8 protein-coding genes are annotated in these 12,567 nt (G+C 52.1%); 7 read left to right on the top strand and 1 reads right to left on the bottom strand.

The features are described from left to right. Nucleotides 1–5: 5 nt before the first annotated feature. The 6 genes from JT719_RS04315 to JT719_RS04290 all read left to right on the top strand — a co-directional run bounded on the left by JT719_RS04315 (nt 6) and on the right by JT719_RS04290 (nt 8,321). Complete coding sequence (locus tag JT719_RS04315; protein ID WP_207431266.1) at nt 6–1,517, top strand: polyamine aminopropyltransferase; 1,512 nt, start codon at nt 6–8, stop codon at nt 1,515–1,517. Further along, on the top strand, nt 1,518–3,146 hold the full coding sequence (locus JT719_RS04310; RefSeq protein WP_207431265.1) for an FAD-dependent oxidoreductase: 1,629 nt from the start codon (nt 1,518–1,520) through the stop codon (nt 3,144–3,146). Nucleotides 3,147–3,149: 3 nt separating this feature from the next. Continuing rightward, complete coding sequence (locus JT719_RS04305; RefSeq protein WP_207431264.1) at nt 3,150–4,232, top strand: hypothetical protein; 1,083 nt, start codon at nt 3,150–3,152, stop codon at nt 4,230–4,232. A gap of 180 nt (nt 4,233–4,412) precedes the next feature. After that, nucleotides 4,413–5,096: a response regulator gene (locus JT719_RS04300; RefSeq protein WP_207431263.1), complete on the top strand. Its 684-nt coding sequence runs from the start codon at nt 4,413–4,415 to the stop codon at nt 5,094–5,096. Then, the gene (locus tag JT719_RS04295) at nt 5,093–6,478 is read left to right on the top strand and encodes an ATP-binding protein (protein ID WP_207431262.1); all 1,386 of its coding nucleotides are present in this window, start codon (nt 5,093–5,095) and stop codon (nt 6,476–6,478) included. Before JT719_RS04300 ends, JT719_RS04295 begins: the two co-directional genes overlap by 4 nt. A gap of 280 nt (nt 6,479–6,758) precedes the next feature. Further along, on the top strand, nt 6,759–8,321 hold the full coding sequence (locus JT719_RS04290) for a SulP family inorganic anion transporter (RefSeq protein WP_207431261.1): 1,563 nt from the start codon (nt 6,759–6,761) through the stop codon (nt 8,319–8,321). Nucleotides 8,322–8,403: 82 nt separating this feature from the next. On the opposite strand, the gene JT719_RS04285 is transcribed toward JT719_RS04290, so the two are convergent. Continuing rightward, nucleotides 8,404–9,771 carry a hypothetical protein gene (locus JT719_RS04285; RefSeq protein ID WP_207431260.1) on the bottom strand — a complete coding sequence of 456 codons (1,368 nt, stop codon included), beginning with the start codon at nt 9,769–9,771 and terminating at the stop codon, nt 8,404–8,406. A gap of 311 nt (nt 9,772–10,082) precedes the next feature. Here JT719_RS04285 and JT719_RS04280 point away from each other — a divergent pair, with 311 nt between their 5' ends. Beyond that, nucleotides 10,083–12,551 carry a type IA DNA topoisomerase gene (locus JT719_RS04280; RefSeq protein WP_207431259.1) on the top strand — a complete coding sequence of 823 codons (2,469 nt, stop codon included), beginning with the start codon at nt 10,083–10,085 and terminating at the stop codon, nt 12,549–12,551. The last annotated feature ends 16 nt before the right edge of the window (nt 12,552–12,567 follow it).

Below are 12,567 nucleotides of genomic sequence, written 5' to 3'. Positions count from 1 at the left end.
TTTTCATGCGAGTAAACGTACAGGTGTTGCTGCTCTTTTCTGTTTTTGTAGTGGCAACATGCGGGTTGGTGTATGAGTTGGTAGCGGGTACGTTGGCCAGTTATCTGCTGGGAGATTCCGTCACCCAGTTCTCTACCATTATCGGGGTCTACCTGTTTTCCATGGGCATCGGGAGTTATCTCTCCCGGTACTTCAACAAGAACCTGATTGCCTGGTTTATCCAGGTAGAGGTGCTGGTGGCGTTGGTAGGCGGTTTCAGTTCCACGTTGCTGTTTCTGCTGTTTGACCGGGTGGCCTCCTTCCAGATTGTCTTGTACATGCTGGTGTCCCTCACCGGTATTCTGGTGGGGCTGGAGATTCCCCTGATCATGCGCATCCTGGAAGACCGGTTTGAGTTCAAAGAGCTGGTTTCCAAAGTCTTTACCTTTGACTACATCGGGGCTTTGTTGGCTTCGGTGATTTTCCCTTTGCTGCTGGTGCCGCATCTGGGCCTGTTGCGCACTTCCTTTTTCTTCGGGTTGCTGAACGCTGGGGTGGCCTTGTGGCTGTGTTTCTATTTCAGCAAGGAAATCAGGTGGATCTATTTTCTGCGGGCTTCCTGTGCCATCTCCATCCTGGCGCTGGTGGCAGGCTTTGTGCTCAGCGACCGGATCCTGGCCTTCACTGAGAGCCTTTCTTACGCAGACAAGATCATTTACTCGGTGCAATCGCCTTACCAGAAGATCGTGCTCACTAAGAATGACCGCGAGTTCCGGCTGTTTCTGAACGGAAACCTGCAGTTCAGCAGCGCTGATGAGTACCGCTACCACGAGGCCTTGGTGCATCCCGGGCTGAATTCGGTACGAAATCCCAAAAAGGTGCTGGTTCTGGGCGGCGGCGATGGTCTGGCCGTGCGGGAGATTCTGCGTTACCCTTCGGTTGAAAAAGTGGTGCTGGTAGACCTGGACCAGGCGGTGACCAAACTGTTCTCCAGCCATGAAGTGTTGAAGAATCTCAATCAGCAGGCACTGTTGTCTAAGAAAGTACAGGTCATCAACACCGATGCTTTTCAGTGGCTGAAAAACAACCAGGAGCAGTTTGACTTTGTTGTGATCGATTTCCCAGATCCGGCCAACTATGCTATCGGGAAGCTGTATTCCAATACCTTTTATAAAGTGCTGCGCGAGGCTATTACGCCGGGCGGGGCGGCCGTAATTCAGGCTACTTCGCCGTTTGTGGCGCCCAACGCCTATTGGTGTGTGGTGAATACCCTGGCCAGCTGCGGGTTCACTACGTTGCCCTACCACGCGCACGTGCCTTCCTTCGGCGACTGGGGTTTTGTGTTGGCCTCGCCGCAGGAGAAGTTTCAGGTAAACGGCCAGTTTCTGGCGCAGTTACGCTACTTAGATAAGCCTACCTTTGAACAGATGCGGGTGTTCCCCAAAGACATGCCCGCCCGCCAGACCGAAATCAACAAGTTAAACAACCAGGCCCTTGTCCGCTATTTTGAGGACGAATGGGCCAGCTATCTGAACTAAATGGCAGAGCAGGAGGAGAGGAGAAGGTTCCTTAAGCAAAGTGCCCTGGCCCTGGGTGGCTTGGCCTTGGGGGGAGTTTCATTGCCAGGTTGCGGAGTAGAGGAGAAAAAGCAAATTACCGGAAGGTTGTTCGGACCTTCCTTCAAAGCGGGCCATTTGCTGAGAACGGGCATCAATATAGTGCCTACTCAAACCGAGGAGGTGGACGTGGTGGTCATTGGCGGTGGGGTTTCCGGTTTATCGGCGGCCCGCTGGCTGGCAAAGCATTCCGAGGCTAAGGTTTGCCTGTTGGAGCTGGAAGATAGAACCGGGGGCAATAGCCAGTCCGGGGAGAACGCCGTTTCTGCTTATCCTTGGGGGGCGCATTACCTGCCTTTGCCTAATAATTCCAACATAGAGCTGTTGCAGTTCCTGGAAGAAGCCAGGGTGATCACGGGGTATGATGCCGCCGGATTGCCGCTGTACAATGAGTACCACCTGTGCTTTGACCCCGAGGAAAGGCTGTTCATCAATGGCTACTGGCAGGAAGGTCTGGTGCCCAACTGGAGCGTGCCTCAACCGGATCTACAGCAGATTGACCGTTTTCTGGCTTTGATGGAAGAAATGAAGCAAGCCAAAGGCCAGGATGGTAGGTTTGCGTTTGACATTCCGCTGGACAGATCCTCTAAAGATGAGCGGTTCCGGCAATTAGACAAGATCACCATGCAGGAGTGGCTGCACCAACAGAACCTTACTTCTGAATACCTGCGCTGGTACGTGGAGTATTACTGCCTGGATGATTTCGGCGCAACGCTGGAACAGACCTCGGCCTGGGCCGGCATCCACTATTTTGCCGCCCGCAAAGCCCAGGCCGCCAATTCAGATGCTCACCGGGTGCTCACCTGGCCTCAGGGTAATCACTGGCTCGCCGAGCGGCTGCGGGAACAAGCCGGCCCCGACATCAGAACCGGTGCTTTGGTGTACAATCTGGAATTCCAGGCCGGAAACGTACAGGTGGACTATCTCAACCTTGCCAATAACCAGGCCACCCGTATTGTGGCAAAGAAATGCGTACTGGCGGCTCCGCAATTTGTGCGGGAGCGTTTATTAGCCAAAATCTCAAAAACAGCCGGAAAACCCACCGAAAAGAAGTTCTCTTATGCGCCCTGGGTGGTTGCCAACCTCACCTTAAACCAATTGCCCAACGGCAAAGGAACGCCTCTAAGCTGGGACAATGTCATTTACGGCAGCCGTTCGTTGGGCTACGTGAACGCGCAACAGCAAAGCGTGCAGGGCTTCCCCGAAAAACGGGTCATTACCTTTTACTATCCCATTCCCGATGATTCACCTGCTGCAAGGCAAGCGGTTTTCACCAAAAAGCGGGAAGACTGGGTTGAAACAGTGTTGCAGGAACTGGAGAAGGCGCATCCTGGCATCCGGCGGGAAGTGGAGCAGGTAGATGTTTGGGTGTGGGGACACGGCATGATCAAACCCACGCCCGGTTTTATCTGGGGCGAAGACCGGCAAAAAGCCGCTGCGCCCCTGGACGGCAAGATTGTGTTCGCCCACTCAGACCTGAGCGGTATCTCCATCTTTGAGGAAGCCTTTTACCAAGGCATCAAGGCAGCCCAACAGATTTTAACGGCATAACCCATGAACCACCTAAAACAGCCGTGGCTTCGTTCTCCCTGGGTAGACGGGTTATTTATCCTGTCGCCGCCGTTTCTCTGCCTGCTGGCCATTATGCTGTTCCCCGGTTTCTTTCAGCAGCACGTGAAAAGCCTGCCCGTGCCGGCCTGGGTGCTGTTGATTCTGCTCATTGACGTGGGCCACGTGTACAGTACGCTGTTCAGGACCTATTTTGAGAAAGAAACCTTAAACCAAAAACGCCAGCTTTTGCTCTGGGTACCGTTGGGGGCCTGGGCAGTAGGCATTTTGCTGTATTCTTTGGGAGAAGGTATTTTCTGGCGGGTACTGGCGTATCTAGCGGTATACCATTTTGTGCGGCAGCAGTACGGCTTTATGCGGTTGTACTCGCGGCAGGAGCAGAGGCCCAGAGGGGAGCACCAGTTTGATACTTCCTGTGTATACGCCGCTACCCTTTTGCCTTTGCTGTATTGGCACCTGGAGGGTAGCCGCAACTTCAACTGGTTTGTAGACCATGATTTTCTCCCGCTTTCCTTTCCGACCGCGGCGCCCTGGGTGGCTTACCTGAATGTCGCCTTGTTCCTGGTGTATCTGCTGAAAGAAGCGTGGGTGTTCTGGAAATGCAACAGGTTTAACCTTCCCCGGAATCTGGTTATTACCGGCACTTTTCTGGCCTGGTACATCGGCATAGTGCACTACAACGGAGATTTGATCTTTACCACGTTCAACGTAGTTTCCCACGGCATTCCGTATCTTGCTTTAATCTGGATTTCCAGAAAACAGCCCAAAAACCGGGTAGAACAACTGGTTTCACCTTCCTGGCTGGAGAAACTCTCCATGGGCATGGTAGGGGTTGGCTTCTTTATTGGCTTGGTGGTGGTATTGGCCTACCTGGAAGAAGGTTTGTGGGATGCCCTGGTGTGGCGCGAACATCCGCAGGTATTTTCCTCTTTTCAACTGCTGCCGCAGGTGAATGATCACTTGATCCTTTCTATTTTGGTGCCTTTGCTGGCCCTGCCCCAGATAACGCACTACATTCTGGACGGATTTATCTGGAGGGCTTCCAAACCCAGAAAGGTGAGCGCTTGATTTGAGTTATCCCTTTTAGTAAACTGCTAAGGTGTTTTGCTGCTGTTTTCAGGAAATCAGCCTAAAATCACGTTATTGCAAAGCATATCACTTGAATACAATCCGCCAACAAAGAGAAGCTTCTGCGTCTGAGGCAAATTCTCTCTATTTTTGCAAACCTGCATTTTGAACCGAGGAACCATGAAAATACTGCTCATTGAGGATGAACCTAAGGTTAGCGCTTTTATCAAGAAAGGGCTGGAGGAGCAGATGTATGAGGTGGAGCAGGCGTATGACGGGTTCTACGGCGCCAAACTGGCCATGGAAAACGAGTACGCGCTGGTGATTCTGGATGTCATTCTGCCGCGTATGAACGGGGTGGAGGTTTGCAAATTGATCCGGCAGCAGAACATTTTGGTGCCTATTCTCATGCTCACCGCCCTGGGCAGTACCGATGACAAGATCCTAGGCCTGGACTCCGGCGCCGATGATTACCTGGTTAAGCCCTTTGAGTTTCAGGAGCTGCTGGCCCGCATCCGGGCGCTGACCCGGCGCTCTCAGGAAAGTATGGGCACTGAGGTGCTTAGGATTGCCGACCTGGAACTGGACGTGCAAAGGAAAACAGTGCACCGCAACGGGGTGCCAATCTCACTTACCGCCCGGGAGTTTGCCTTGCTGCAGTACCTGCTGCGCAACAAAGAGCGGGTGGTTTCCAGGGTAGACATCATTGAGCAGGTCTGGGAAACCTCTTTTGACACCGGCAGCAACGTGATAGACGTGTACATCAATTTCCTGCGCAAAAAAATAGACAAAGACTTTTCGCCTAAGCTCATCCATACACTGGTGGGCATGGGGTACGTGTTGAAGGAGATGGAAGAGAAATGAAAATCAAGACCAGACTTACGCTGCAGTTCACCGGAATTTTCACGGCCATTCTGCTCTTCTTCTCCATTTCGGTTTACTATTTCAGCTCGCTCTACCGCAAAAACGATTTTTACGGGCGTATCCTGAACCGGGCCTTCGCCACGGCGCATTACGTATTGGATGCCGATTCCGTTAGCCAGCAGCAGCACGCCCTGGATCAGCGGTTGTATTTCCAGATGTTGCCGCGCGAAGTGGTAAAAGTGTATGACCAGCACCACAAAGTGGTCTTCTCTGAAGGAGAAGGCAACCTGAATGTTTCTTCCAAATTCCTGGAAAAGTTGGAGAAGGAAGGGGAGGTGCGCATGGAGCAGGGAGACCGGCAAATGGTGGGCATCCGGTACCTGCACCGCAACCAGATTTTCTTTGTGCTGGCTTCTTCCGTTGACTTGTACAACCTCAACAAGTTACAGCACCTGCGTACGCTCCTCATCACTGGTTTTGTCATTGCCCTGCTTACGGTGGTCATTGCGGGTATGGCCTTCTCCAGGGCGGCCTTAAGCCCGTTCTTGCGGGTAGTTTCTGAGGTAGAGAACGTGAATGCCTCTGACCTGCACCGGCGCCTCACCCAGGCTGATGGCGAAGATGAGGTGGCCCATTTAGCCAAAACCTTCAACAACCTGTTAGACCGGCTGGAGACTGCCTTTGAAGCTCAGAAGACGTTCGTTTCCAACGCCTCGCATGAGTTACGCACCCCATTGACCGCCATGATAGGGGAGCTGCAGGTGGCGCTAATGAACAAACGTCAGCCCGAAGAGTATGAACGGGTGCTGCAATCCATTCTGGAGGATGCCAAACTGCTGGCTCAGCTCTCCAACGGGTTGCTGCAGATGGTACAGGCCAGCACAGATTCCTCTAAAATCCAGATGACCGATCTGCGGTTAGACGAGCTGGTGTGGCAAGCCTGCGGCGAAGCCAGCAAGCGCCAGCCCCACATGAAGGTAGACGTGGAGTTCCTGGACATGCCCGATGACGAGAATGAGCTTCTGATCCGTGGCAACGAGGCGCTGCTGCTCATTGCCACGGTGAACGTGCTGGAAAACGCCGCCAAGTTCTCCGGGGTATCACCTGTCATCTCTACCACCATTGAAGTGCAGCCTCTCACGCTGGTACTACGCATCTCTGACCGGGGCATAGGCATGGCGCCCGAAGACGTACGCAAGGTGTTTGTGCCGTTCTTCCGGGCAGACAACGTACGCGATATTTCCGGCCACGGCATTGGCTTGCCACTCGCCGAGAAGATCATCCAGCTGCACCGCGGCTCCATTTCTGTGGATTCCCAGTTAAACAAAGGAACCGAGGTAACCATTAAGCTTCCTAAGCTTTACGGCACGTATAAGCTCTAAGCTAACTTCATTTTAATTTCTTTTAAGAAGAAGGGTACAACCCTGTTTTGAGGCTGATTCCTGTAAAGGAGCCTTAAAACAGGGTTTTCTTATTATATTACGTTAGAGGAAGCCCATTCTGACATCGGCAAATTTTTATCTGTTTTTAAGGTGTTTTAATCACATTTTAATTTGGTTTTAATTCGGTCTTAATACCTGATAGGGACTTTTGCATCATAAACTTTTAAGCAAGAGAAGTACTGTTGCCATTTTGGCAAAGTATTGCAAAAGACACTATCGTATGAAAGAAAGAGGATTATTTGACACTGTCGGCAAGGACTTGTCTGCAGGTCTGGTAGTTTTCCTGGTGGCACTGCCCCTTTGCCTTGGTATTTCCCTGGCTTCCGGAGCACCTTTGTTTGCCGGGTTGATTGCTGGGGTAACAGGCGGTTTAGTGGTTTCCTGGGTAAGCGGCTCCCAACTAAGCGTGAGCGGTCCGGCTGCGGGTCTTACCGTGATTGTATTGAACGGTATCCAGACATTAGGAAGCTTTGAGGTCTTTTTGCTGGCCGTGGTGTTGTGCGGGGTGTTCCAGGTTATTCTGGGCTTTCTGAAGGCCGGTATCATTGGGCTGTACTTCCCATCCTCGGTAATCAAAGGAATGCTGGCCGCAATTGGTCTTATCCTCATCCTTAAGCAGATTCCTCACTTCCTGGGGGCTGACAATGATTTCCTGGGCGACCTTGACTTCTTCCAGACCGATGGCCGTAACACCTTCTCAGAGATCACTTACGCCTTCAGCAACCGCTTGCAGGTGGGTTCTTTGATTGTAGGGCTGGTGTCTCTGGCAATTCTCATTTTGTGGGAGCGTCCGTTTATGCAGCGTATTTCTATTTTCAAGCTCATTCCAGGAGCTTTGATCGCTGTAATCGTTTCTATTACCCTGAACCTGGTGTTCAAGTCTTCTCTTCCAGCGCTTACCATTGCCGATACACACCTGGTGCAATTGCCTGAAATCTCAGGTCCGGCCTCTTTGCTGAACGAATTGCGTTTCCCAGACTGGTCTGCTATCACCAATTCACAGGTATGGGTGATTGGTTTAACCCTGGCCATTGTTGCCAGCCTGGAAAGCTTGCTTAGCGTTGAGGCGGTAGACAAGCTAGACCCACACAAGCGCCGTACCCCAACTAACCGTGAGTTGAAAGCGCAGGGTGTTGGTAACCTGGTAAGCGGTCTTATTGGTGGTATTCCACTCACGGCGGTAATTGTGCGTAGCTCTGCTAACGTAAACGCCGGCGGTGAATCTAAACTCTCCAGCTTCTTCCACGGGGTGTTCCTGTTGATGAGTATCCTGTTCCTGACGGATGTTCTGCGTTTGGTGCCATTGGCCGCCCTGGCTGCCGTGTTGCTGATGGTAGGTTTCAAACTTACCAAACCTGTGCTTTACAAAACTCAGTGGAAACTTGGTATGAACCAGTTCCTGCCGTTCATCATCACCATTCTGGCCATCCTGTTCACAGACTTGCTGAAAGGTATCTCAATTGGTCTGGTGGTAGGTATCTTCTACATCCTGAAAGCCAATTACAAGTCGCCTTACTTCTTCAAGCGTGAGAGCCACAATGGCCAGGAGAAGATCCATATCAAACTGAGCGAGAACGTGTCTTTCCTGAACAAAGCCAGCGTGGCCCTTACCTTAGACCACCTGCCAGAGAACAGTGATGTGATCATTGATGGCTCGCACTCTACCTTCATTGACTATGATGTGCTGGAAGCCATTCAGAACTTCAAATCCGTCGCCCACGAGAAAGATATCCGGGTAACCCTGAAAGATATTCCGTCTGTGGCTACTGTAGGCATGCATTAATCCTTCCTATAAATTAGTTTAGTTGTAATGAGAAAGCCCCACCAAATGGTGGGGCTTTCTGTTTTACTCCAGGAAGGACCAATTACCAACCAGCTGTGTTAGAGCCGGAGCCGTAGTTGTAAGGAGGGCCACCGGCAGAACCTCTGCGGTTGTTGTCATAGTCATCGCGGTCATTGTCATCACCGGCAATGCTGTTCCAGGCATCACGTATACCGTGGCCTATTCTTTCAAAGAAACCTTCGCCTCCGTTGTTGTCATCGTTGTCATTGCTGCGGTTTCTGCGGTACCGGTCTTCATCGTAATTATTGCTGCCCCAGTTGTCATTTCTTGGGTGGCTGTAATCATCTGAGTACCGGTTTTCCATGGCGTTGCCGTGGCTGAAACGAGCGTGATCATTGTCATTGTCGTTGTCGTTCATCCAGCTGCTTCCGCTGCGGTTTCTGTCATGGCTTTGGTTGTTGGTGCCGTACATGTTGGTGTTGCCACCGGTGCTACGGTTGCTGTCCCAGGAGTTGGAACCGCCGCTCATTCCATATCCAGAACCGCCTCTGGAAGACTGCCCGTAAGAAGACTCGGAATTCCCCCCATAAGAAGACCCGCTGTGGCCAAAAGATCCCCCGTAGTTGTTAGATCCCGATGATTGATTGCCACGTGAGCTCCCATAGCTGGAACCGTAGTTGTTGCTGGAGTTAGAGCCGTAGCCAGATCCTGAACCACGGAAGTCATTGGAATTGCCATAGTTGCTGTAGGCATTGCCTCTGTCCATGGCTCCGCCAGACATGTGGCCGGAAGAAGATCCGGAGTAACCGGTACGGGCACCGCCGTAAGTTCCTATGTCACGGCTGGAGCCGCCGGTATTGGAAGAGCCGCTTTGGCCATAACCGGTGCTGCCGTAGTTTGAGCCGCCCCGGCTTTGGTTACCAGATGCGTATGCACCGTAACCCCCCTGGCTCATGCTGTCATTGCTGCGCGAGCCGCTCATAGAAGAACCATAGTTGGAGCTGCCGCTATTTCCATAGCCAGAGTTACCGCTCATGCCATAGCCAGAATTGCCTCTGTTTTGCATAGAACCTTGGTTGCCCTGCATGGAGTGTCCGCCCCAGCCGCTTGAGTTGCCTTGCTGGCCACTCATGTTGTTTCTGTTCTGGTCGCTTTGGTTTCCGGAACGGTACTGGTTGCCTCCGTAATTGGAGCCGTGGCTGCTATAGTGGCTTTCTTGTCTATCGCCCAGGTGGCCACTGTATACAGATCCGCCCTGGCTGGTGAAATTGTTTTCGCCACGGTCGCCGGTGTTACCTGCGTTGTGGCTTCCGCCAAAGGATTTATAATCTTGATTACCATACCCTGTGGTACGATTGCCCATGCTGCCCCATTCACTACGACCAGTATTCTCGTTTCCTGAACGGTACGAATTAAAGGCATCGTACCCTGTATGCTCACGATTTTTCATAGTTAATTTTTGTTTAAGGTGAATGATGGATTTTTCGGTGCCACTGATGGCGCCGGTTTAATTTATACGAGGCGGTTTGGGGTTTGTTAGGTATAAAATCCATAAATCCGTACAAAGACCTAACATATGTTAGCCTTTGTAATAATTGTAACTTATTGATAAATAAATCATAAACGCAATCGTTGGAGTGCTGTGAAATTTCTATAACATAGGTAAAGTGATATATGTGGTAAATGGGCCCTGATTAGCGCAAAAGCCAAAGAATGCGTATCTTTGGAGTCCGTTTTTGACCTGTTTTCCAGAAAATCGCCTTGAAACTCTGCATCGCCGAAAAACCCAGTGTAGCCCGTGAGATTGCCCATGTGATTGGTGCCAAAACCAAGAAAGATGGATATTTTGAGGGAAACGGGTACCAGGTCACCTGGACCTTCGGGCACTTCTGCCAGCTCTGCGAGCCAGACGATTACAATCCCCACTGGAAGCGCTGGTACTTACCAGATCTGCCTTTGGTGCCAGACCGTTTCGACATCAAACTCATCAGCAACAAGGGGGTAGAGCAGCAATTCAAAGTCATTCAAAAGCTGCTGGAAACCGCCGAGGAAGTGATCAACTGCGGCGATGCCGGGCAGGAGGGAGAAGTGATCCAGCGCTGGGTCTTGCACCAGGCCAAGTACCGCAAACCCTTCAAACGCCTCTGGATTTCTTCTCTGACCGAAGAGGCCATCCGGCAGGGGTTTGCCCAACTGCGCGAGGGCAAGGAGTTTGACCAGCTATACCAGGCCGGCAAGAGCCGCGCCATTGGCGACTGGTTGCTGGGCATCAACGCCACCCGTCTGTTTACGCTGAAATACGCCCAAGGGCGGCAGTTGCTTTCTTTGGGCCGCGTGCAGACGCCTACGCTGGCCATGATTGTGCACCGCCACCTGGAGATCCAGAACTTTAAACCGGAGCCGTTCTGGGAATTGAAAACGGTGTACCGCGAGGTGACGTTCAGCAGCACCTCGGGCCGGTTCAAAGACGAGGCCAAAGCCCTGGCCATTCTGGAGCAGATCAAACCCGCTGAGTTCCAGATCAAGGACGTGGAAACCAAACGCGGAACCGAGAGTGCCCCACGCCTGTTTGACCTTACCTCTTTGCAGGTGGAGTGCAACAACAAATTCGGGATGTCTGCCGATGAGACCCTGAAAACGGTGCAGAGCCTCTATGAGAAAAAGGTGGTCAGCTATCCGCGCGTGGATACCACGTTCCTGCCCGATGATATTTACCCCAAGATCCCCAACATCCTGAGCGGTCTGCATGATTACCAGCACCTCACCCAAGAACTGTTGGGCAAGAAGATCCGGAAATCAGCGAAGGTCTTCAATAATAATAAGGTTACCGATCACCACGCCATCATTCCTACCGGCTCTGATGCCCGCGGGCTGTACGGCACCGAAGCCAAGGTGTTTGACATAGTGGCCAAGCGCTTCATTGCTGCGTTCTACCCAGACTGTATTGTGAGCAACACAGTAGTAAACGGCGAGGCGGCGCAGCACGCGTTCAGGGCCAAAGGAAAGCAGATCATTGAACCCGGCTGGCGCGTGGTCTACGGCCCGGAGGAACCTCAGAACACGCCTAAACCCGCGGCCAAGCCAACGGGGGAAGGCGAGGAGAAAGAAGATGATTTGGCGGTGTTACCACATTTTGAAGCCGGCGAGCGCGGACCACATGAGCCTTTGCTGGAGCGTAAATCCACCAGTCCGCCCAAAGATTATACCGAGGCCACTTTGCTCCGTTCCATGGAAACAGCCGGAAAACAGGTGGAGGACGAGGAGCTGAAAGAGGCGCTGAAGGAAAACGGCATTGGGCGGCCTTCCACCCGGGCGGCCATCATTGAGACGCTGTTCAAACGCAACTACATCCGGAAGGAGAAAAAGAAAATATTGCCCACCCAAATGGGCATCGACCTGATCCAGGTCATCAGAAATCCCACGCTTAAATCGGCGGAGATGACGGGGCAGTGGGAGAAGAAGCTTCGGCAGATTGAGGGCGGCGAGTTTGAATCTGAGAACTTCCTGCAGGAGCTTAAAGGTTTGGTGTGGGAAATGGTGCAGGAAGTGAAACAGGATACGAGCATTGTAACCCTGCAGCCCACCGAAACTGCGGCAACTCCGGCCAAAGAAAAGGAGCCCGCCAAAAAAGGGGAGAAAGCCAAAAAAGAGCCTAAAAACACCAGTGGATCAACTGCCGGTTTGGGAAACTGCCCGTCCTGCGGCACAGGACACATTCTGAAGGGAAGCTCAGCCTATGGTTGTGCCCGTTTCAGGGAAGGTTGCCAGTTCCGGCTGCCTATGACGTTCCAGGGCAAACCGCTCACAGAAAAGCACGTGCAGGCGCTACTGAAGAAAGGAAAGTCAGCGGTAGTGAAAGGTTTTGTGGAGGAAGGCACCGGCGAAAAGTTTGATGCCAGTTTCTGTTTATCGCCTACGCATGAGCTGCAATTGGAAAGAGCCGAGGCCAAGGAGCAAAAGCCGGTGGTTCTGATCTGCCCTAAATGCAGCAAAGGCCAGATGCTGAAAGGCAAGACCGCGTACGGCTGCAGCCGTTTCCGGGAAGGTTGCCAGTTTGTGGTGCCGTTTGAGCTGCACGGCAAAAGTTTATCTGAGAGCCATATTAAGGCGCTAATCCTGAAAGGCAAGACCGGCAAGATCAAAGGGTTTACCTCTCCAAAAACCGGCAACAAGTTTGAAGCGGCCCTGAAACTGAACGAGGAGTACAAAGTGGTGTACCTATTTGACTAAGCAAAGTCAAATAGAA

This window comes from Sabulibacter ruber, from assembly GCF_017355955.1.
GTDB lineage: Bacteria > Bacteroidota > Bacteroidia > Cytophagales > Hymenobacteraceae > Nibribacter > Nibribacter ruber_A.
Note: the sequence above shows the minus strand (reverse complement) of the source record. Positions and strands in the feature narration are given on the sequence as shown.